Consider the following 22,860-nt stretch of genomic DNA (forward strand, 5'->3'; position numbering starts at 1 on the left):
ATTTTTAAATAGCTGATTGTTAAATGTTTATTTTTATTGGCGGATTTGAATGTCTTTTCTGTCTTTGTTAAAAACTAGGGGGTATTGTGAATAAGTTTGGCTTTTAATTCCCGCAATATTTCACAATCTTTGTAAAGCTTCAAAAAGCAAAAAACTATCCTTAAATCTCATTAAAAATAGAATTACAATGTCGCAAATTGAACCCATTTTACAAGAGAATAAAAATCGTTTCGTAATATTTCCAATTAAACACCATGATATTTGGGAGTGGTATAAAAAAATGGAGGCAAGTTTTTGGACTGCAGAAGAAATTGATTTGTCTCAGGATTTGCATGATTGGAATAATAAACTGAATTCGGATGAGAAATATTTTATCAAGCATATTTTAGCTTTCTTCGCTGCTTCTGACGGAATTGTAAATGAAAATCTGGCTGAAAATTTTGTGAATGAAGTACAATATGCTGAAGCTAAATTTTTCTATGGTTTCCAGATTATGATGGAAAATATTCATAGTGAAACCTATTCGCTTTTGATTGATACGTATGTAAAAGACGAAAAAGAAAAAGATGAATTGTTTAATGCTTTAGATGTTTTTCCTGCTATTAGAAAAAAGGCAGACTGGGCTTTGAAATGGATAGAGTCAGATTCTTTTGCTGAAAGACTAATTGCTTTTGCTGCTGTGGAAGGAATCTTCTTTTCAGGTGCTTTCTGTTCTATTTACTGGTTGAAAAAACGTGGATTGATGCCGGGATTAACGTTCTCTAACGAATTAATTTCCCGTGACGAAGGAGTTCACTGTGATTTTGCGGTGCATTTACACAACCACCATTTGGTGAATAAAGTACCAAAAGAAAGAATCAAAGAAATTATAGTAAACGCTTTAGATATTGAAAGAGAGTTTATCACAGAGTCGCTTCCTGTAAGTTTAATTGGGATGAACGCTGGTTTGATGACTCAATACTTGGAATTTGTTACCGATAGATTATTGGTAGAACTAGGTTGTGAAAGAATATATAATACTGCCAATCCATTTGATTTTATGGATATGATTTCATTGCAGGGAAAAACTAATTTCTTTGAGAAAAAAGTATCTGAATATCAAAAATCGGGAGTTTTAAACAGTGGAACAGCAAATGATTCTGATGCTCAGAAAATTTCTTTCGACGCTGATTTTTAATATAAAATAAAAGCGGTATGCTTTATCGCCCACGGGCAAAACAAAGATTACAAATAACCCAAAGCAGAGAAGGGATTTTCTGTTTTACAAAACCAAAAAACTTATGTACGTAGTAAAAAGAGACGGCCACAAAGAGCCAGTAATGTTCGACAAAATCACAGAAAGAATTAAAAAACTTTGCTATGGTTTAAATGATTTAGTGGATGCCGTAAAAGTGGCAATGCGAGTAATCGAAGGATTATATGATGGAGTTTCTACGTCAGAGTTAGACAATTTAGCTGCCGAGACTGCGGCTTCGATGACAATTGCACATCCGGATTATGCTCAGTTGGCTGCGAGAATTGCAATTTCTAACTTACATTCGAATACAAAAAAATCATTTTCGGAAACAATGACCGAAATGTATCATTATGTGAATCCGAGAAACGGTCAGGAAGCTCCGTTAATTTCGGATGAGGTTTTTAAAGTAATACAGGAAAATGCAGAGTTTTTAGATTCGCATATTATTTATACCAGAGATTTTAATTATGATTATTTTGGTTTCAAAACATTAGAACGTTCTTATTTGTTAAAAATAAACGGTAAAATTGTTGAAAGACCACAACATATGTTAATGCGTGTAGCTGTAGGGATTCATTTAGATGATTTAACTGCTGTTTTAGAAACATATGATCTGATGTCTAAAAAGTTCTTTACACATGCTACTCCAACATTATTCAATGCAGGGACACCGAAACCTCAAATGTCTTCATGCTTCCTTTTGGCAATGCAGGATGATAGTATTGACGGAATTTACGATACGTTGAAGCAAACGGCTAAAATTTCGCAATCGGCGGGAGGAATTGGACTTTCTATTCATAACGTTCGTGCTACAGGTTCTTATATTCGTGGTACTAACGGAACTTCCAACGGTATTGTTCCAATGTTGAGAGTATTTAACGATACGGCTCGTTATGTAGATCAGGGTGGAGGAAAACGTAAAGGTAGTTTTGCGATTTATATCGAAACATGGCATGCCGATATTTTCGAATTTTTAGATTTGAAAAAGAATACAGGAAAAGAAGAAATGCGTGCCAGAGATCTATTCTTCGCAATGTGGACTTCGGACTTGTTCATGAAACGTGTACAGGAAGACGGACAATGGACTTTAATGTGTCCTAATGAATGTCCTGGATTGTATGATGTATACGGAGAAGAATTTGAAGCTTTGTATACAGATTATGAAGCTAAAGGAAAAGGTAGAAAAACTATCAGAGCACGTGAGTTATGGGAAAAAATTCTGGAATCTCAAATAGAGACAGGAACTCCTTATATGTTGTATAAAGATTCAGTTAACCGTAAATCGAACCAAAAGAACTTAGGAACAATTCGTTCTTCTAACTTGTGTACCGAAATTATGGAGTACACGTCTAAGGATGAAATTGCTGTTTGTAATCTGGCTTCGCTTTCATTACCAATGTTTGTGGAGAACGGAAAATTTGATCATGAAGCTTTATTTAATGTTACCAAACGTGTTACCAGAAACCTGAATAAAGTAATTGACAGAAATTACTATCCGGTTCAGGAAGCTGAGAATTCTAACCTTCGTCACAGACCGGTAGGTTTAGGTGTTCAGGGGTTAGCCGATGCTTTTATCATGTTGCGTATGCCGTTTACAAGTGATGAAGCTAAGAAACTGAATCAGGAAATTTTTGAAACGTTATACTTTGCTGCTGTAACCGCTTCTATGGAAATGGCAAAAGAAGAAGGACCTTATTCAACTTATGAAGGTTCTCCAATTTCTAAAGGAGAATTCCAACATAATTTATGGGGATTAAAAGACGAAGAATTATCCGGGCGTTGGGATTGGGCTTCATTAAGAAAAGAAGTAATGGAGCATGGAGTGCGTAACTCATTATTAGTAGCGCCAATGCCTACGGCTTCTACCTCTCAAATCTTAGGAAACAACGAAGCATTTGAACCTTATACTTCAAATATTTATACACGTCGTGTATTGTCAGGTGAGTTTATTGTGGTAAACAAACATTTATTACATGATTTAGTTGAACGCGGATTGTGGAATGAAAGTCTGAAACAAGAAATCATGCGTCACAACGGATCAGTTCAAAACATTGATGTGATTCCTCAAGACCTGAAAGAATTGTATAAAACCGTTTGGGAAATGTCTATGAAAGACATTATTGATATGTCCCGTCAAAGAGGGTATTTTATTGACCAGTCACAATCATTAAACTTGTTTATGCAGGATGCTAATTATGCTAAATTGACATCAATGCATTTCTATGCATGGCAATCAGGATTGAAAACAGGAATGTATTATTTAAGAACAAAATCAGCTGTAGATGCGATTAAGTTTACCTTAAATAATGATAAAAAAGAGGAAACCCCTGTGGCTAATGAAGAGATTAAAACGGAATCTATTAATATTGACGATTATAAAAAAATGATTTTACAGGCACAGGCTGGCGGTCCGGAAGACTGCGAAATGTGCGGAGCATAAATAAAGTTTAATTATTAATTCACAATATTTTTTAAACAGCCATCGCTTTGATGGCTGTTTTTTTTATTTCTGTTTAAAAATGAATTAGTGCTAAAGTGGTTGCTTTAGTCAGTTTTTATTGGTTATTCTACTGATTATTTGCTATATTTGAGATAGACATTAATCGTGATTTTTTATAATACTAAATATATTGTTTATGGAAAATGAAAAATTTATAATAACAGATAATTTGCAGGCAACCCAGTTTCAGCGCTTTCTGAATTGGTTTGTTGATTTAATATTTATTTATATTTTAATCCTGAGTTTAGGAACTACAATTATTTTAATTGCACTTGCTGTAGATAATTTTGAATTATCCAATTGGGTTAAAAATATGAGCAAATCTGAAATAGGTGTTTATTCTTTAATAATTGCCTTTTTGTATTATTGGCTTACTGAGATGTATTTTTCCCGTACTATTGCAAAATTAATTACTCATACAATAGTTGTAAACAGTGACGGATCTAAGCCTGCTAAAAAAACCTTTTTTATCCGAAGCTGTTGTCGTTTTATTCCTTTTGAAGTGTTTTCTTTTTTGGGGTCTGTTCCCAGAGGCTGGCATGATGTTTTTTCAAAAACCTATGTGGTTAAGAAGAGAGAATTGCTTAATGTCAGAAAAAATCAAAATAAACTTATTACGGATGTGATGTAAAATGTTGAAGTATAAATATTAAAGTTTAAAACAGCTATTGTTCTCATGGCTGTTTTTTTATTTTATTCAGAATTTCATAAAACTATCCTGAAATAGTATAAATAGTCAGAGCCCTTTCTAATTTACATTTGTATTAGTACTAAATGAAATAGTTATGAAAGCAATTCAGTATATAAAAAATACAGGTACGGCTATTATTCGTTTAATGTATGCTGTATGTACAAATGATATGATTATGTATTCCAGACAGGCTAGTAATATAGAGGTTTTTGTAGTCGCTTTTTTTATAGAATTCAACCGCCTTTTTATTGCAGATAGTTTATTTATGAATGCCTTGCAAAAACATATGTTTTTAAATATTAAAAAGGATTTTAAGTATAAAAGTAATTTGTATAAAACAATTTTTTTAGAAAATAAGAGTTGTTTTTTAAAATATCTTAACAGTATTTCATTCAGTAAACTGAAAAAAAATACTGTTTTCTAAAATTCTCAAAAGAGAAAAATAGATTATTTTGAAAACAGTTTAATCCTTTTTTCGATGGTGTAGATTCAGGGAATAGCAAATATTTTATTGTAAGTTCCGTATATTGTTTTTATCCGTTAATTCTTGTTTGAAAATATTTTTAAATATAAATATCGAAATAAATCGATTTATTTATTATCTTTGCCTCATGATTACCCCATTAAATATAAAACAGGTAGAAAAAATATCCAAAGCGTTAGGAGATCCTTATCGGTTAAAAATACTGGATATGATTAGTAAGCGTAAAGATTTTATGCAGTGTTGTGAAGTTTCTGAATGTTTTAATCTGGCACAATCAACGATGTCTCATCATTTGAAACAATTAGTAGAAGCTGAATTGTTATTGTCAGAAAAAGAAGGACGGAATCTGAAGTTTGTTATCAATAAAGAAATGTGCGAGGCTTATAGCCGGTATATTGCGAATTTAGGCTTTTAGCCTTTTTTTTAACCATATAAATCGAAATATTTAGATATTTAAATACTTATAATAATTAAATTGTTAATGCAAAAAATGAAAAAATTAGAAAACAAAGTTGCTGTTGTTACAGGAGGGAACAGCGGTATCGGATTAGCAACAGCTAAATTATTTGCTGAAGAAGGAGCTAAAGTTGCCATAACAGGACGTAATAAAGCTACCATTGATGCAGCGGTTTTTGAAATAGGAAATGCAGCAATCGGAGTCATAAGTGATGTTTCGGATATCAAAAACATTGATAAAAGCTACTTGGCTGTAAAAGATACTTTTGGAAAAATTGACGTATTAGTGATTAATGCAGGTGTTTTTATTGCATCGCCCCTTGCTGATTTTACCGAAGAGATGTTTGATCAGACGAGCGATATCAACTTTAAAGGTGTGTTCTTTAGTGTACAAAAAGCATTACCCTATCTGAATGACGGGGCTTCAATTATTCTTACAGCATCCACGGTTGCTCATAAAGGTTTTGCTACTTTGGCAGCTTATTCGGCATCAAAAGCTGCTGTTCGTTCGTTAGCAAGAACTTTATCGGCAGAATTATTAGACAGAAATATTCGTGTAAATGTACTTTCGCCCGGACCAATTGATACACCACTCTTTGCAAGAAACGGGGCTTCAAAAGAAGAAGTAAACGGAACTAAAAATCATTTGGCTTCAGGAATTCCGGCTAAACGGTTAGGAACTTCAGAAGAAATAGCAGCAGGATTTCTTTACCTGGCTTCCGATGATTCTAAATTTATGATAGGAGGTGAGTTGTTACTTGATGGAGGTGCAGCAACACTGTAACTATAAAATCAATACTTTCATCATAATTATAAATAGTTTTTTTTCAAGAGGATGAAACATCCGGGGAAATTTAGCCCAGAACGGATGTTCTCCTTTAAAATTTAAATAAAAATCGTATTCTGAAACGCTTGTTTCAAAAATAATTATATCTTTGCAAAATGTAAATTAAACTCATATGGCTCGCTGTGTAGAATTTAACGAAGTGGAAAAAATTGAAAAAGCAATGAATGTCTTTTGGGAAAAAGGATATAATGCTACTTCAATGCAGGATCTCGTAGATGCTATGCAGATTAACAGAAGCAGTTTATACAACACCATCGGCGACAAACACCAATTGTTTATGAAGTGCATCAGCAATTATTTTGATAATGCGATGACTGAAGTAAAAGAAAAAGTGGCTAAATATCCATCAGCTAAAGAGGCACTGATTAAAATTATTACTGATAAAGCAGATTGGATTGTTGATTGTGATAAAGGATGTTTGGGAATGAAAACAATTTTTGAAATAGCTCCCGATGATTGTAGTGTTCGCAATCAAATGAGTAAAAACAATGATGTTTTTATCGAATTTATAGCTACCGTGGTTCAAAAAGCAATGGATGATGGTGAAATGGATGATTCAGAAGATGCCGCTTTAATGGCAGAATATATTGTTACTTCTTTCACAGGATGGAAGCAATCCTATATCCTTCATGGCAACCCAATAAAAATCAAAAAAATGTCAGAATTTCTGATTAAAAACATATTTAAATAATTTCCTTTTTTTTTATCTGAATTCTGAAACGTTTATTTCAGAAAACAATACATACTAAAAGCATCATTTTTAAATTACAGCATTGATTCTGAAACGTTTATTTCAGAATAAGTGATTATACAACAAACATTAATATTAATTAAAAACAGCATGAATTCTGAAACGATTATTCCAAAAACAATAGTAATTACCAAATTAAATCAAATCTTCATTATGAAAAAAGTTACTTTTCTAAGCCTAATAGCACTGTTTTTTATCAGTTGCGCCGATAAGAATGCAGCTCCTCCAGCTCCTGAAGCACCTAAGTTACCTGTTTTAAGTATTATTAACGAAAACGTGACTACTGAAACCGAATATCCTGCTTCAATTCAGGGAACTGTAGATGTGGAAGTTCGTCCGCAGGTAAGCGGAAATCTTGACCGTGTTTTAGTAGACGAAGGTGCTTACGTAAATAAAGGGCAGACTTTATTTAAAATAAATGAGCGTCCTTTTCGTGAACAGTTAAACAATGCTCTGGCCAGTCTTCATGCTGCAGAAGCAGCTTTGATTAATGCTCAGTTAGAAGTAGATAAATTAGCTCCTTTAGTGCAAAACAAAGTAGTTTCAGATTATCAGTTAAAAACAGCTAAAGCTTCTCAAAAAATTGCTGCAGCCAATATTGAGCAGGCAAGAGCGATGGTAGCATCAGCCAGAATCAATTTAGGATATACGAATGTGATAGCCCCGGTTAGCGGTTACATAGGCAGGCTGCCTAAAAAGCAGGGAAGTTTAGTTTCTGCTACCGATATTGAACCTTTAACAACTCTTTCGGATGTACACGAGGTTTTTGTTTATTTCTCATTGAGCGAAACTGATTTTATCAAATTCAAATCACAATATAATGGTAATACAATTGGAGATAAAATTAAAAATCTGCCTCCTGTAACCTTGATTCTTGCGGATAATAATGCTTATGCAAAATCCGGAAAAATTGATATGGTAGACGGTCAGTTTGATAAAACTACCGGAGCCATTACTTTGAGAGCTACTTTCCCAAATGCAAACGGAACTTTGCGTTCCGGAAATACGGGGAAAATTCGTTTAGGAATCAATCATGACGATGCTATTTTGATACCACAATCAGCAACAATTGAAATGCAGGATAAAGTATTTGTTTTCACTTTAAACAAAGAAAATAAAGTAAGTAAAATGCCTGTCAGCATTATTGGTAAAAGCGGCACAAACTATCTGGTTAGTGAGGGAGTAAAATCCGGAGACCAAATTGTATTAAGCGGCATTGATAAACTTCAGGAAGGACAGGAAATTCAGCCTCAAAAAGCAGCTGTTGAGGTTGCGCAAATCATTACTAAAAAATAATTTTTATAAAAATGTTCAAAATATTTATACAAAGACCTGTACTGGCAACGGTTATCTCCATATTGTTAGTCATTCTCGGGGTGCTTGGACTTACAAAATTGCCTTTACAACAGTTTCCTGATATTGCACCTCCCTCGGTTTTAGTAACAGCAGTGTATCCGGGAGCAAATGCCGAAACAGTTTTACGTTCTGTAGCACCATCACTGGAAGAATCTATAAATGGAGTAGAAAACATGACTTACATGAGTTCTACCGCCAGTAATGATGGAACTTTAGCCATTACCGTTTTCTTTAAACTAGGCACTGATGCCGACCAAGCAGCGGTTAACGTGCAAAACAGAGTTGCACAAGCCACCAGTCAATTGCCTGCCGAAGTAGTGCAACAAGGAGTGATCACCGCCAAACAACAAAATAGTTTCATCATGGCGATTGGTATGTATACTGATGACGAAGCTAAATACGATCAGACTTTTGTTGCCAATTATGCTCAAATTAATATTATCCCTGAAATCAAACGTATCCCGGGTGTAGGTTCTGCCAGTATTTTTGGTGGTGTAAAAGATTACTCGATGCGGGTTTGGCTGAATCCAACTCAAATGGCGACACATAATGTAACGCCTAATGAAGTGATGGCAGCAATTCAGGACAAAAGTCTGGAAGCTGCTCCAGGTAAATTTGGAGAACGAAGTAAAGAGGTTTTTGAATACGTAATCAAATACAAAGGAAAACTTACTAAACCGGAAGATTATCAAAATATTGCTATACGATCGAATGCTGATGGTTCTGTACTTCGATTAAAAGATGTTGCCCGAGTGGAACTTGGTGCTTACTCTTATAACAGTTTAACACGTTTGAACGGTAAAAAAGGAATTGTAATTGGTGTTATTCAGTTGGCTGGATCTAACTCCAATGATATTCAGATTGCTATTAATAAATTAATGGAGAAAGCTTCGAAGGATTTTCCAAAAGATATCAAGCATAATATTTTTTATAGTACCAAAGTGTCATTGGATCAATCCATCGATCAGGTAAAACATACTTTATTAGAAGCTTTTCTATTAGTATTTATAGTGGTATTTATCTTCTTACAGGATTTTAGATCTACTTTAATTCCGGCCATAGCGGTTCCGGTAGCTATTTTAGGAACCTTCTTTTTCATGCAGTTATTTGGGTTTTCGATTAATCTATTAACACTTTTTGCTTTAATTCTGGCAATTGGTATTGTGGTGGATGATGCTATTGTGGTTGTAGAAGCGGTGCATGCCAAAATGGAGCACAAACATCTGTCTCCAAAAATAGCCACACATGAAGCGATGCATGAAATTACGGGAGCTATTATCTCAATTACGCTGGTAATGGCCGCTGTATTCCTGCCGGTTGGTTTTATGGAAGGTTCGACCGGAGTTTTCTATCGTCAGTTTGCTTTTACAATGGCTATTGCGATTGTAATTTCAGCTGTAAACGCATTAACATTGAGTCCAGCATTGGCGGCTTTATTTTTAAAAGATAATCACGCACCACATGATGGAAATATTCCTTATACCAAACCAGGTTTTAAAGAGAAATTCTTTACCGGATTCAATAATAGTTTCGAATCCTTGACCAACCGTTATATAGGTGGATTAAAATTCTTAATTCGTAACAAATGGGTTTCTTTGGGAGGATTGGCTTTAATTACTATTGCTACAATTGTAATGGTAAAAACAACGCCGGCCGGGTTTATCCCGACAGAAGATCAGGGATTTATTGCCATTGCAGTTAACACACCTTCGGGAACTTCGCTTGACGGAACACAGAAAGTAATGACAGAAGCTGAAAATATTTTGAGCAAATTAGATGCTTCAAGAGATGTTACTGCTATTTCAGGGTTTAATTTATTAACTAATTCTACCAGTCCGTCATCAGCGGTTGTTTTTGTATTGTTGAAACCAAATGAAGAGCGTGGCGAAGTGAAAAACATCGACGAAATTATGAATCAGGTTCGTGGTAAATTAGGTGCAATTTCAGGCGGAAGCTTCTTCGTATTTAGTTTTCCTACTGTTCCCGGATTTAGTAATGTGGAAGCTTTAGATTTGGTGTTGCAGGATAAAACCGGCGGTAAACTGGATAAATTCAGTGGAATTTCTCAAACCTTTATTGGCGAATTAATGAAACGTCCAGAAGTTGCAGTTGCCTTTACCTCTTTCAAAGCCGATTATCCGCAATTGCAATTGGATATCAACGATGAAAAAGCTGATCAATTGGGAGTGAAAGTAAAAGACATTTTACAAACCATGCAGGCATATTTTGGTAGTGCCCAGGCATCTGATTTTAACCGATTTGGAAAATATTACCGAGTAGTTGTGCAGGCTGATATTGATGACAGAGCCGATCCGTCATCTATTGACAGAGTTTTTGTGAAAAATAACAATGGCGAAATGGTTCCTATCAACACATTGGTAAAACTAAGTCGTATTTATGGTTCAGAAACCGCTTCTAGATATAATTTGTTCAACTCTATTTCGATAAATGCTATACCTGCTCCTGGATTTAGTTCAGGTGATGCCATTAAAGCGATTGAAGAAGTTGCAGCACAACAACTGCCGGCAGGTTATGCCTATGAATTTTCAGGACAAACCAGGGAAGAGATTTCATCCGGAGGGCAGTCGGCAACTATTTTCTTATTGTGTCTGATATTCATTTACTTTTTACTTGCTGCACAATATGAAAGTTACATTTTGCCATTAGCAGTTATATTTTCTATTCCGGCAGGAATTTTTGGAGTATTTGCTGCAATAGGTTTAACAGGAATCGAAAATAATATTTATGTACAGGTGGCATTGGTAATGCTTATAGGATTGCTTGCCAAAAATGCGATTCTGATTGTTGAATTTGCCGTTCAGAAAAGAAAATCCGGACAAGCATTAGTCAAAGCGTCAATAGAGGCGGCTAAACTACGTTTGCGTCCTATTATCATGACATCACTGGCTTTTGTAGTAGGATTAATTCCGATGATGGGTGCTACAGGACCGTCTGCACAGGGAAATCATTCCATTAGTATTGGCGCTGCGGGAGGTATGGTTTCAGGAGTAATTCTGGGGTTATTAATCATTCCGGTTTTATTCATCGTATTCCAGCATTTACAGGAAAAAGTTACCGGAAAACCGATAGCCGTAATTCATAACGAAGAAAAATAAAAAAATGGAAAATTTTATAACGACAATTCTGCTGGCCGTCATTATTGGCATCGGCTATATATCGTACAGGATTTCTAAAGATTTAGAAAGCAGAAAAGATACTTGTACAGAAATTTAATGACAATTTATAAAATGAAAAAATATATAACTAAAATTGTGATGGTCGCCATTTTGATTCTCACAATACTATCCTGTACCGTTTCAAAGGATATTGAAGCTCCCAAAGAGGCACTTCCTGAGAATTTCAGGAATCAAAAGACTGCTGATACCACAAGTAGTGCGGATATTAAATGGAAATCTTTTTTTGAAGAACCTGATTTAGTAAAGCTTATTGATGTTGCATTAGAAAAAAATAACGATTTACAAATTGCGGAGCAAAATATAGCAATTGCCAACTTGAAATTTAAGCAGGCTAAATGGGGAAATGTTCCTCAGCTGAATGCCTATGCTACGGCAGTAACGAACCGTCTTTCCGATAATAGTCTGAACGGATTAAGTACCTCTCAGTTTTTAGGACAAAAACACCTGGAAGATTTTTCAGCCGGATTAAATTTATCTTGGGAAGCGGATATTTGGGGTAAAATAAAAAACCAGAAAAAAAGTGCTCTAGCTGAATTTATGCAAACAGCCGAAGCTAAAAAAGCATTGCAAACTACTATTGTAGCTACAGTGTCAAAAGGGTTTTATGATTTGCTTATGCTCGATGCACAGCTGGAAATTGCCAGAAAAACGTTGGTTCTAAATGACAGTACGCTCTTCATTGTTAATTTACAGTTTGAATCCGGTCAGTTAAGCTCGCTGGCAAAAGATCAAACCGAAGCACAACGATTAGTAGCGGCTCAGTTAATTCCCAAATTAGAGCAGGATATAGAAATTCAGGAAAATGCTTTAAGTGTTTTATCAGGAAGTTTTCCGGATGCTAAAGAAAGGGAAAGTAAACTAAACACAATTCTTGTCAAAGAAAATCTTTCAGCAGGGATTCCGTCTGAGTTGTTGGAAAAAAGACCGGATGTTAAGAGTGCTGAACTGGCGTTAAAAATGGCGAATGCAAAAGTTGGAATTACAAAATCAAGTTTGTACCCGGCTTTGAATATCACTGCCGTAACCGGTGTGAACTCATTTGAGTTTAACAACTGGTTTAATATTCCGGCTTCTTTATTTGGATCAGTAACAGGTGGATTAACAGCTCCGGTTTTGAACGGTAAAAAACTAAAAACCCAATATGAAGTGGCTAAGGTTCAAAGGGAACAGGCAATCTTGCAGTTTAAACAAACCTTTTTAGTTGCGGTACAGGAAGTATCTGATGCTCTGGCAAAAATTAACAAGCAGGAAGAACAATATGCTATTGCAAAACAACGCGTTGAAAAGCTTCAAAAAGCAATTGGAAATGCAGATTTGCTTTTTAAAAGCGGAATGGCTACTTATCTTGAAGTGATTGTTGCGCAAGGAAACCTTTTGGCTGCAGAACTGGAACTCGCATCAATAAAAAAGGAACGTTTGTCGTCAAATGTCGAATTGTATCGTGCTCTTGGTGGTGGATGGGAATAACCGGTTTATAACTATTTTTTAAATAATTTTAAGCAGTAAAAAATGAATTCAAAATTTAATAATTATCTTTTTAATACCGATCTTAACTCTGTGTATCAGAAATTTTGGGTTACTTATGATCTTTTAAATTTAAGTCCCAATGCTATTTTGAAATTTAAAAAGCAGGAAAAGAATAGTCTGATTTCTATCGAAAATTCGAATTTGTCTTATTCAGAAATCCAGTTAATTTTTATGGAACATCAAATTAAATACAATCAGATGGCTTTGTAATCAGGTATCAATAAATGCAAAAACCCTGGTCGAATATAATTCAGCCAGGGTTTTGAATAATAAAAAAAAATTAAGCAAGAACAGTATTTTTGGCAGCAATACGCATTTTTTTAGCGCCATTTACCATTTCGATCAACGCTTTTTTAGTTTCTTCCCAATGACGCGTTTTTAAACCGCAATCCGGATTAACCCATAACTGATCAGCATGAAAATCTCAGAATCTACTTTTTTTGATGTGATTGTGTTTCCTCGCATTTACCTTATAAAATCTTAAAATAAAATGTATTTTTGAGTTTTTAATTTGAATATAAAATCAAAATGAACTGGGAACAACTTTTATCTTTAAAAAAACAAGGCGATACAAGTAAACGATTACGAATTGAACAGGATGACACCCGTTTAGGATTTGAAGTAGATTATGATCGTATTATATTTTCGGCTGCTTTTAGAAGTTTACAGGATAAAACCCAGGTAATTCCGCTTTCTAAAACTGACTTTGTACATACCCGATTAACGCATAGTTTGGAAGTTTCGGTAGTGGGAAGGTCTTTAGGACGTTTGGTTGGAAAAAAAATTATAGAAAAATATCCGTATTTAAAAGATATTCATGGATTTCACATGAATGATTTTGGAGCTATTGTTGCCGCAGCATCTTTAGCGCATGATATTGGAAATCCTCCATTTGGACATTCCGGAGAGAAAGCTATAGGAGAATATTTTTCTATTGGAAAAGGAAAAAAATACCAGGAATATCTGAGCCCAAAACAATGGCAGGATTTAATTGATTTTGAAGGAAATGCCAATGGTTTTTCGGTGATGACTTCAAGCCGTCCGGGAATTGAGGGCGGGCTTCGCATTTCCTACGCTACTCTGGGTGCGTTTATGAAATACCCAAAGGAGAGTTTGCCCAAAAAACCTACCCGAAATATCTCCGATAAAAAATATGGTTTCTTTCAGGCTGATGCTGCTTTTTTTAAAGAAGCCGCTCAGGATATGGGTTTGATTCCCAATAAATCCGGTGAGGATATTGGTTTTGAAAGACATCCGCTGGCTTATTTAGTTGAAGCTGCAGATGATATCTGTTACACCATCATTGACTTTGAAGACGGTATAAATTTAGGTTTGGTTTCCGAAGATTTTGCTTTGGAATATTTGATTAAATTAGTAAAAGACAGTATTAATACTTCCAAATATAAAACTTTACAAACTAAAGAAGACCGTATAAGTTATTTAAGGGCATTAGCGATAAGCAGCCTGATAAATGATGCCGTAAAAGTGTTTATCGCTAATGAAGAGGCTATTTTAAAAGGGCAATTTCCATTTGCATTAATGGACAAAAGCAAATACAAAGCTCAGATGGATGACATTATCAAAATTAGTATTGACAAAATTTATCAAAGCCGTGAAGTCATTGAAAAAGAATTAGTAGGTTATCAGATTATACAGACTTTACTGGATAAATTTATTACTGCTTATGACAATACATTTAATGGTACAGCTTCTAATTATGATAAGTTAATATTAAAATTATTGCCGGAAAAACACCATCTGGAAAAAGAGAATCTATATGATCGTTTGCTGCACATTTGTCACTACGTATCCTTGCTTACAGATGGAAATGCATTAGAATTATATGAGACCATTAATGGTACCAAAAAAAGATAATGGCTTAAAAAGCATATGTAATACCTACTCCTAAAACCTGTTTTAACTGGGTTTTAGGCCCTTCGGTAACCTCAACGCCATCAATTTCTGTTTTGTTTTTGATGTCATCATCGTATAAAATACGGGCACCAATATTTGCTTTTACATATTGATTTACGACTAAATTTAAAGCTAAATCACAGTCTACATCGACATTTCCAAATTTGTTAATGTAGTCTGAATAGAGACTCACATTGCTCACAAAAATCACATTTTTGGAAATTTCACTTTTGTAATGATTTGTAATCAGTACACCGACTTCATTTTTAGCTCTTCTTCCTCTTTTGACAATATTTCCGTCTTCATCATAAATCGCTTTTTCGACACCGAAAGATCCATTGTTAGCTAAATCCTGATCCCACACTAATGTTGCCTTATAAGTAAAAGGAGAAGCGTAAAAAACAAAATCTTTATTTTTCTTGCTATACTCCGCTCCGGTTCCTAAAAACAGATATGCCGGTGCAAAGAGTCGTGAAATAGGATTGTCTTTGTTCGGATATTTGTATCCGTTAGTCAGCTGAGTGTTAAAATTAAGTTTTCCCGAATGAAACCAGTTGCTTTCAGGGTTTTTTCGGTATCCAAAAGTAGAATTAAACCGAAAAGCATCGTCGGTTTTACGAACTTCAACACCGTCCTGTTTATTCATTCCGTATCTGATACTGAGTTCGTTCACCCATTTCATGTATTTTCTCTCATAAGTTCGGTTGAAATCTCCTTTGAGTAATCCTGAAATAGAACTGGTACCACCCGCACTCCAGTTTACAAACGCAATTTCGGAAATGTCAAATCCTAAAATGTTTTTGCCGTGCCAGTGTGAGTAATGTGGTTCTATTTTTATAATTTCAGGAAGTTTAACCGTTCTTGCAATAGTGTATCTTAATTTAGGAGGAGAAGGTTTTCTGTAAAAATTATCATGTAATACCGGCTGAAGTATTATTTTAGGGATTGAATCTGTAGCAATGGAATCCGCAACAATTGTATCTTTAACAACCTGCGAAAAACTACTGGTCCCAGTAATAAATAGTAATAACAGAATAAGAAGAGTTTGTTTTTGTACTTTCATTATTGAATCGGTATTTAATGTCAGCAAATTTCTTGTTTTAATAACTCAAAAAGAGTGATTTTAGTGTTTCAACGCTAATTGTGCAATATTGTTGTAATTGGTTTACAGTTCCTTGTCCAATAAACTCATCCGGAATTCCTAATGTTTTAATATTGGACCGGTAGTTATTCTGAGCTGCAAATTCCAGAATTCCGCTTCCGAAACCACCAATAACTGTGCCATCTTCAATTGTAATGATGAATTTGAATTTTTGAAATATTTCGTGTAATAATTTCTCGTCTAAAGGTTTTACAAATGCAAAATCAAAATGGGCAATTTTTTCAGGATTTTCTATCTCGTTCAGCGCCATTTTTACATTGTTTCCTATGGTTCCGCTCGATAAAACGGCTACTTTACTTCCATTTTTGATACAAAAAGCTTTCCCAATATCAATTTTTTGATAGTGACCAAAATATTCTTTTTTCCAATCAGGAATTACACCGCGACCTCGGGGATAACGGATAGCTATAGGATGTTCCAGTCCTGACTGAGCGGTATACATAATGTTTTGTAATGCTATTTCATTCATAGGAGCATAAATAATCAGATTAGGAATGCAGCGTAAGTAAGCAATGTCAAATACGCCATGGTGTGTTGCTCCGTCTTCACCTACTAATCCTGCTCTGTCCAGGCAAAATATTACAGCTAAATTTTGCAAAGCCACATCATGAATGACCTGATCATAAGCTCTTTGTAAAAAAGTAGAATAAATATTGCAAAAAACAGTCATCCCCTGTGTTGCCATTCCGGCGGCAAGGGTTACTGCGTGTTGCTCGGCAATTCCTACATCAAAAGCGCGTTCCGGTAAGGCATCCATCATAAATTTTAATGAACTTCCTGAAGGCATTGCAGGTGTGATACCTATAATTTTTTCATTGGCTTTTGCCAGATCTAAAATAGTCAGACCAAAAACATCCTGATATTTTGGAGGTAGATCCGCTTCTGATTTTGGAATAATTTCACCGGTCAAGCGATCAAATTTTCCGGGAGAATGATAGACGACCTGATTTTCTTCTGCCTGTTGTAATCCTTTTCCTTTTTTAGTAATTACATGCAAAAATTTAGGTCCTTTTATTTTTTGTAAACGCTTTAATTCTTTGGTTACTGCAAAAATATCGTTGCCGTCAATTGGTCCTGAATAATTAAAATTCAGGGATTTAATTATATTATTTTGTCTGGGATTTTTGCCTTCTTTTACCGCCGTAAGATAGTTTTTCAAAGCACCGACGCTTGGGTCAATTCCGATGGCGTTATCATTGAGAATGACTAATAAATTGGCATTAGTCACTCCGGCATGATTCAGTCCTTCAAAAGCCATTCCTGAAGCTATCGAAGCATCACCAATTACGGCAATGTGTTGTTTTTCGAAATCTCCTTTCAGATTTGATGCAATTGCCATTCCCAGTGCGGCCGAAATGGAAGTCGAGGAATGACCTACGCCAAAGGCATCATAAATACTTTCACTCCTTTTGGGAAAACCTGAAATTCCGTTTAATTGCCGATTAGTATGAAAATTATCTCTTCTTTCCGTTAGGATTTTGTGTCCGTAAGCCTGGTGGCCCACATCCCATATTAAAGCATCATCGGGTGTGTTAAATACATAATGCAAAGCAATGGTTAATTCAATCACTCCTAAACTCGCACCCAGATGTCCTTCTTTTACTGAAACGATATCGATAATAAAATTGCGTAATTCCTGAGCCAACTGAGGAAGTTGGGCTTCGTCAAGGACACGTAAATCAGAAGGAGAATTGATATTTTGGAGTAGACTGCTTTTCATTAGGAATTCTAAAAAAGCAAATTTACGGTTTTAAATTTAAATCTGTTTTTGTATCTGCAGATTGAATTGAATTTTAAAGCAGGAAGGCATTATAAAACGATTTTAAATTATACTGTTATTGTTTATTCGTCTTGCTAAAATTTCAAGATTCAAATTGAAAAAACGCCATAACAATTGCTGCAAGAGATTTAGATCTTAATTTTAAGCTCCCGAAAATTATTTCAAAATCGTACTTTTGCTGTATGGAAAATATTTTCACCGACGAATATTTTATGAAAAAGGCTTTGCAGGAAGCCGAAAAGGCTTTTGAGAAAGGCGAAATTCCTGTAGGAGCAATTATTGTAGTCAATAATACCATCATTGCCCGCAGTCATAATCTGACTGAAATGCTTCATGATGTTACTGCTCATGCCGAAATGCAGTCGATAACTGCTGCTGCAAATTATTTAGGCGGGAAATATTTAAAAGATTGTACGCTGTATGTAACTCTGGAACCTTGCCAGATGTGTGCCGGAGCTTTATACTGGAGTCAGATTTCTAAAATTGTTTTTGGTGCCCGTGATGAACAACGTGGTTTTATGACTCTGGGAACAAAACTACATCCTAAAACTACTGTGGTTTCAGGAATCATGGCAAATGAAGCTGCTGATTTGATGAAACATTTTTTTGTTTCGAGGAGAAAATAATTTTTGTAAACGATTATAATATTCCTCTGGCCTTAATTTCAAGATATTTGTTAATGGTGTCTAAGGTCAGATTTTCGGGTTGTGTCAAAACCGAATGAATTCCGTATTTTTTAAGTTCGTTTACAATAAGCTTTTTTTCAAAAATAAACTTTTCAGCAATGACTTTGTCGTAGACTTGCTGGATTGTTTCTGCTTTTTTAGTGGTTATCTGATTCAATTCGGTATTTTGAAAAAAAACGACTACCAGTAAATGGCTTTTTGCAATTCCTTTTAAATAAGGTAACTGACGGTGGAGGCTATCTAATGTTTCAAAGTTGGTATACAAAATAATCAGACTTCGCTGGCTGATGTTTTTTTTGATGTCCGCATAGAGTCTGGAATAATCACTTTCAAAATAATCCGTTTTAATTTTATAGAGATTTTCCAGAATTTTTTGCATTTGCAACGTTCTTTTTTCTGAAACGACACGGTTTTCTACTTTTTTAGAAAAAGAAAACATACCGGCTTTATCTTGTTTTTTCAGAATCACATTAGACATCACTAAAGTGGCATTTATAGCATAATCAAGCAGACTCATTCCGTTAAAAGGCATTTTCATCGTACGCCCTTTATCAATTGCCATATAAATATTTTGGGATTTTTCGTCCTGAAACTGATTCACCATTAAACTGTTTTTCTTGGCAGTAGCTTTCCAGTTCAGGGTTCTGATATCATCACCGGGAACATATTCTTTAATTTGTTCGAATTCCATTGTATGTCCCAGTCGTCTTATTTTTTTAACCCCGTACTGAAACAAATTATTAGAAAAAGCAATCAGATCGTATTTTCTTAACTGAATGTAAGAAGGGTAGACCGGAACCATTACATCTTTATTGAAAATATAGCGCTTAGAAAGCAACTTTAATGGAGAAGAAATATAAATATTTAAATTTCCAAAATGATATTCACCGCGTTCTGTGGGTCTGAGATAATATTGAAAATCATCAACTGAAGCATTTTTTATTTTTCGTTTAATTTCAAAGTCTCTGATTTGGAACTGAAAGGGAATTTCGTCAATTACTTTAGCATAAACACTAAAAGCATAGAAATTTTTAATGCTAATGATTATTGGATTTTCATCACCGTTAGATAATTTTTCGGGCGTTATTCTTTGTGCTTCTATTCCGTTTTTTGTCAGAAACAAAATGATAAAATCCAAAACGAAAAAGCACATTAAAGCAAGCAGAATATATTCCGCAGCCTGATACAAAGCTGGAAATATAAACGACAGACAAAATATCCCTATTATGCCTGCCAGCAAATAGAAGAACAGCAGATTGATATAAAATTGTTTAAAATAGTTCAATATTTATAGCACTTATGATTTGTAAAAGGATTTTTTTTGAAATTTATTTATCTGGGAATTTCAATGTTTTCTAATATTTGTTTAATGATTTCGACACTCGTTAACCCTTCCATTTCACGTTCAGGAGTAACAATTACCCGGTGCTGCAATACGGGAATTGCGGCCTCTTTAATATCCTCCGGAGTAACAAAATCCCTGCCTCTGATAGCAGCAAAACCTTTGGCTGCATTCAGGATTGCAATAGAAGCGCGTGGAGAAGCACCTAAATATAAAAATGCATTTTCGCGGGTATTCACCACAATTTTAGCAATGTATTCAATCAGGTTTGCATCTACCAGTACTTGTTTTACTAAAGCCTGATAGCTGTTGATTTCACTCGCCGAAATAATGCTGGCAATAGTATCTAATTTTCCGTGATTCTGAAGAGAATGCTCTCTTTGTAAAATTATAATTTCCTCATCCAGAACCGGATAATCAATGTTGATTTTAAACAGAAAACGGTCTAATTGTGCTTCGGGTAAACGATAGGTTCCTTCCTGTTCTATGGGGTTTTGTGTCGCTAAAACAATAAATGGTGTTTCTAATGTATATGTTGTTCCGTCCATAGTGATCTGGCGTTCTTCCATAACTTCAAAAAGAGCAGCCTGCGTTTTGGCCGGAGCACGATTGATTTCGTCAATTAAAATCAGGTTAGAAAAAACAGGTCCTTTTTTAAATTCGAATTCGGATTTTTTTAAATCATATACCGATGTTCCCAAGATGTCCGATGGCATTAAATCCGGTGTAAACTGGATGCGGCTGAATCCTATTGAGAGTGTTTTTGACAGAATTTTAGCAGTTATGGTCTTAGCAACTCCGGGAACGCCTTCGATTAAAACATGACCATTGGATAAAATAGCAACCAGCAACTGATCAATCATTTTATGCTGACCCACAATTACGGTTTCTAATTCTTTTTTTATTTTTTGAATGCTTTCGCTTAATGCTCCTAAATCTAATCGGGATTCAAAGGTTACATTTTCTGAATCCGGATGGCTGTTTTCTGTATTTTCCATTAGCTGATAATTTTTTCTATTGCATTATTAATTTCAATTAAATCTTCTTCAACACATAAGTAATAAGGATCATTCAGACGTTTAATTAGCCATACCAGCTCTTTAATGTCCTGCATGCTTTTAGCTGTTTTCAGTTGTAATTTTTTTTCAAAATTCTCGTCTAAAACAGTAGTGTCAATTAAATATTCATTCCTTATTTTTTCAAAAAAATAAATTATTTTTTTATTGATAATATTTTGATGATCGCCTTCCTGATAATACAAATTACCAATAGTCTTTGTAAAATCGACTGTTGTATTGGCTAATGGTTTCACGATAGGAACGATACGCTGTTTCCTCTTAGCATTAAAAATCATAAACAGCAGCATGCCGGAAAGGAACAGTAACCAGGCCCATTTTAAAGCAGGCTGACTCAAAATATAGCGCAAAGGAGAATTAGAAATAACTTCTCCATTTTGGCCTTTTACTAACCAGAAAAGATTACCTTCAGGGATATAAGAAAGAATTTTTTCGGTATATTCAAAATGATTGCTTTTTAATAAATGATAATTTGCAAAACAGGCCGGTTGTGTGTGCAGGTAAAAATAACCTTCTTTGTAAGGCACTTTTATAAAATTAATTTCTTTTTTATCGTCTTTTCCCTGATACCCCAAAACGGTTGTTGTCAGGGTGTCTATTTCTGAAAAGTAAATATTCCCGGCTCCAATATTTAAATTGTATTTTTCACAACCTAAATTTTTATTAGCCATCCACACATTTACCGTGTCAGATAATTTTAAACTGGAGTTAATGCTGAAATTTAAACTGTCCATTAGCGTTTCAGGAAAATCTTTGCAGCTTATAAAAGCGGTATTGCCATCACCGACAAAATAAAAAAGTTCTTTGTCTGATTTGCTGTCTAAGTTGTAATTTTCAGAGACAGAAAAGATAGTTCCGCGGTAGTCGTACGCTACATCGACTAAAGCATTTTTGCTGTTAAAAAATTCATAGAGTGTTTTTATTACTTTTTGGATTTTGTTTTGTTTAAATAAACCGGTAGATTCTTTGTCAAAAACATAGAGTCCAAAAGGAATTTTTTCGGTTAAATCATAAGAGGGAAACCAGTTTACAGGTTTGGGCTTAACAGCGTCAATATAAACAATTCCTGCTAAAAATAAGATGAAAAAAACAATATATATTTTAATGGTATTGTTCATTTATGAGATGGATTGTAACGTTTTTTCAAATGTTTTTTTTGCTTTTTCAAAAGTGATTTCGTCCAGGTCAAATTCTCCGTACCAAATGTAATTGTACAAATAAGACACATAACCGAAGTCATTCCTAATGCTTTCATTTTTTATCTCATACAGATAATCTGAATTTGTTTTTTCAGGATTCCAGTCGATTACATTTTTCTCGGACATTTTTTTGAGTAACCATAAATAATAATATCGGATAGCTAATCGTTTCTCCCCGGATTTTAAGGTGTCCTTTATTAAATTTTCAAAATCTATATGTTTCAGATTTAGCTCTATATCATCATATTTCAGGATTTTTTGAGCAGTTGATTTCCCAAAAATCCATTGTCCTTCTTTATTGAGGATGAGCTTCACAATACTATAAATAACATACACTATGATAAGTATTGCAATAGTTTTTAAAGTCAGATTAACATATTTTCCTGAAACATCCATGTCAGGGAGCCCAAAAATCTTTTTAAACCAAAATGATAACCAATTTAAAAAGCGATCCCAAATTCCTTTTTCGGCAATTTTTACATCATAAATAAAATCAGACGACTGATAGCTTTTTTTATACTCCGGATTAAATTTCAGCGGTTTAATGATACTGTTGTCAACTAGGATTTCTTTTTCATTGATAGACATAGTGCTGCTTTTGGCTACAGCCAAAGAATCCTGCGACCAGGAACAAATACCTGTTATCAACAAAAAA

General features: G+C 34.6%; 19 protein-coding genes and 1 pseudogene. 13 read left to right on the forward strand and 7 right to left on the reverse strand.

The window, feature by feature from the left end:
• The first annotated feature begins 187 nt into the window (after positions 1 to 187).
• From ACSV4D_RS00080 to ACSV4D_RS00130, 11 genes are all read left to right on the forward strand, one after another.
• Positions 188 to 1,177: a ribonucleotide-diphosphate reductase subunit beta gene (locus ACSV4D_RS00080; protein WP_408080786.1), complete on the forward strand. Its 990-nt coding sequence runs from the start codon at positions 188 to 190 to the stop codon at positions 1,175 to 1,177.
• Positions 1,178 to 1,280: 103 nt separating this feature from the next.
• Entirely contained in the window at positions 1,281 to 3,677 is a 2,397-nt protein-coding gene (locus tag ACSV4D_RS00085) for a ribonucleoside-diphosphate reductase subunit alpha (RefSeq protein WP_408080788.1), read from the forward strand.
• A 196-nt stretch (positions 3,678 to 3,873) separates the two neighbouring features.
• Positions 3,874 to 4,368, forward strand: a complete 495-nt coding sequence (locus tag ACSV4D_RS00090) for an RDD family protein (RefSeq protein WP_439226691.1) — start codon at positions 3,874 to 3,876, stop codon at positions 4,366 to 4,368.
• A gap of 154 nt (positions 4,369 to 4,522) precedes the next feature.
• On the forward strand, positions 4,523 to 4,852 hold the full coding sequence (locus ACSV4D_RS00095) for a hypothetical protein (RefSeq protein ID WP_439226692.1): 330 nt from the start codon (positions 4,523 to 4,525) through the stop codon (positions 4,850 to 4,852).
• Positions 4,853 to 5,039: 187 nt separating this feature from the next.
• On the forward strand, positions 5,040 to 5,327 hold the full coding sequence (locus tag ACSV4D_RS00100) for an ArsR/SmtB family transcription factor (RefSeq protein WP_408080796.1): 288 nt from the start codon (positions 5,040 to 5,042) through the stop codon (positions 5,325 to 5,327).
• A 75-nt stretch (positions 5,328 to 5,402) separates the two neighbouring features.
• A complete protein-coding gene (locus ACSV4D_RS00105) occupies positions 5,403 to 6,152 on the forward strand; it encodes an SDR family oxidoreductase (RefSeq protein ID WP_408080797.1) in 750 nt (249 codons plus the stop codon).
• 175 nt (positions 6,153 to 6,327) lie between these two features.
• A complete protein-coding gene (locus tag ACSV4D_RS00110) occupies positions 6,328 to 6,906 on the forward strand; it encodes a TetR/AcrR family transcriptional regulator (RefSeq protein WP_439226693.1) in 579 nt (192 codons plus the stop codon).
• 213 nt (positions 6,907 to 7,119) lie between these two features.
• Entirely contained in the window at positions 7,120 to 8,262 is a 1,143-nt protein-coding gene (locus ACSV4D_RS00115; protein ID WP_439226694.1) for an efflux RND transporter periplasmic adaptor subunit, read from the forward strand.
• An 11-nt stretch (positions 8,263 to 8,273) separates the two neighbouring features.
• Entirely contained in the window at positions 8,274 to 11,438 is a 3,165-nt protein-coding gene (locus ACSV4D_RS00120) for an efflux RND transporter permease subunit (RefSeq protein ID WP_408080800.1), read from the forward strand.
• A gap of 132 nt (positions 11,439 to 11,570) precedes the next feature.
• The gene (locus ACSV4D_RS00125) at positions 11,571 to 12,986 is read left to right on the forward strand and encodes an efflux transporter outer membrane subunit (protein WP_439226695.1); all 1,416 of its coding nucleotides are present in this window, start codon (positions 11,571 to 11,573) and stop codon (positions 12,984 to 12,986) included.
• A 42-nt stretch (positions 12,987 to 13,028) separates the two neighbouring features.
• Complete coding sequence (locus ACSV4D_RS00130) at positions 13,029 to 13,256, forward strand: hypothetical protein (RefSeq protein ID WP_408080802.1); 228 nt, start codon at positions 13,029 to 13,031, stop codon at positions 13,254 to 13,256.
• Positions 13,257 to 13,326: 70 nt separating this feature from the next.
• Here ACSV4D_RS00130 and ACSV4D_RS00135 read toward each other — a convergent pair.
• Positions 13,327 to 13,458, reverse strand: a pseudogene (locus ACSV4D_RS00135) (hypothetical protein); the annotation flags it as partial.
• Positions 13,459 to 13,574: 116 nt separating this feature from the next.
• Here ACSV4D_RS00135 and ACSV4D_RS00140 point away from each other — a divergent pair.
• The gene (locus tag ACSV4D_RS00140) at positions 13,575 to 14,921 is read left to right on the forward strand and encodes a deoxyguanosinetriphosphate triphosphohydrolase (RefSeq protein ID WP_439226696.1); all 1,347 of its coding nucleotides are present in this window, start codon (positions 13,575 to 13,577) and stop codon (positions 14,919 to 14,921) included.
• A gap of 4 nt (positions 14,922 to 14,925) precedes the next feature.
• Here the strand turns inward: ACSV4D_RS00140 and ACSV4D_RS00145 are convergent, their stop codons facing one another.
• Positions 14,926 to 16,023 (reverse strand): DUF3078 domain-containing protein, encoded by a 1,098-nt coding sequence (locus ACSV4D_RS00145; RefSeq protein WP_439226698.1) that lies wholly within the window; start codon positions 16,021 to 16,023, stop codon positions 14,926 to 14,928.
• Between the two features lie 37 nt (positions 16,024 to 16,060).
• On the reverse strand, positions 16,061 to 17,842 hold the full coding sequence (locus tag ACSV4D_RS00150; RefSeq protein ID WP_439226699.1) for a 1-deoxy-D-xylulose-5-phosphate synthase: 1,782 nt from the start codon (positions 17,840 to 17,842) through the stop codon (positions 16,061 to 16,063).
• 242 nt (positions 17,843 to 18,084) lie between these two features.
• On the opposite strand from ACSV4D_RS00150, the gene ACSV4D_RS00155 reads away from it, so the two are divergent.
• Complete coding sequence (locus tag ACSV4D_RS00155; protein ID WP_408080807.1) at positions 18,085 to 18,528, forward strand: nucleoside deaminase; 444 nt, start codon at positions 18,085 to 18,087, stop codon at positions 18,526 to 18,528.
• 13 nt (positions 18,529 to 18,541) lie between these two features.
• Here ACSV4D_RS00155 and ACSV4D_RS00160 read toward each other — a convergent pair whose 3' ends face one another.
• The 4 genes from ACSV4D_RS00160 to ACSV4D_RS00175 are packed head-to-tail and all read right to left on the reverse strand — an operon-like array spanning position 18,542 to position 22,856.
• Positions 18,542 to 19,873: a DUF58 domain-containing protein gene (locus ACSV4D_RS00160; protein WP_408080808.1), complete on the reverse strand. Its 1,332-nt coding sequence runs from the start codon at positions 19,871 to 19,873 to the stop codon at positions 18,542 to 18,544.
• Positions 19,874 to 19,920: 47 nt separating this feature from the next.
• Positions 19,921 to 20,928 (reverse strand): AAA family ATPase, encoded by a 1,008-nt coding sequence (locus ACSV4D_RS00165; protein WP_439226700.1) that lies wholly within the window; start codon positions 20,926 to 20,928, stop codon positions 19,921 to 19,923.
• Positions 20,928 to 22,124 (reverse strand): DUF4350 domain-containing protein, encoded by a 1,197-nt coding sequence (locus ACSV4D_RS00170; protein WP_439226701.1) that lies wholly within the window; start codon positions 22,122 to 22,124, stop codon positions 20,928 to 20,930. The genes ACSV4D_RS00165 and ACSV4D_RS00170 overlap by 1 nt, the downstream gene beginning before the upstream one ends.
• A complete protein-coding gene (locus tag ACSV4D_RS00175) occupies positions 22,125 to 22,856 on the reverse strand; it encodes a DUF4129 domain-containing protein (protein ID WP_439226702.1) in 732 nt (243 codons plus the stop codon).
• Between the last annotated feature and the right edge of the window lie 4 nt (positions 22,857 to 22,860).

Origin of the sequence: Flavobacterium sp. ARAG 55.4, from assembly GCF_051846875.1 — a bacterium.
GTDB classification, from domain to species: Bacteria; Bacteroidota; Bacteroidia; order Flavobacteriales; family Flavobacteriaceae; genus Flavobacterium; species Flavobacterium plantiphilum.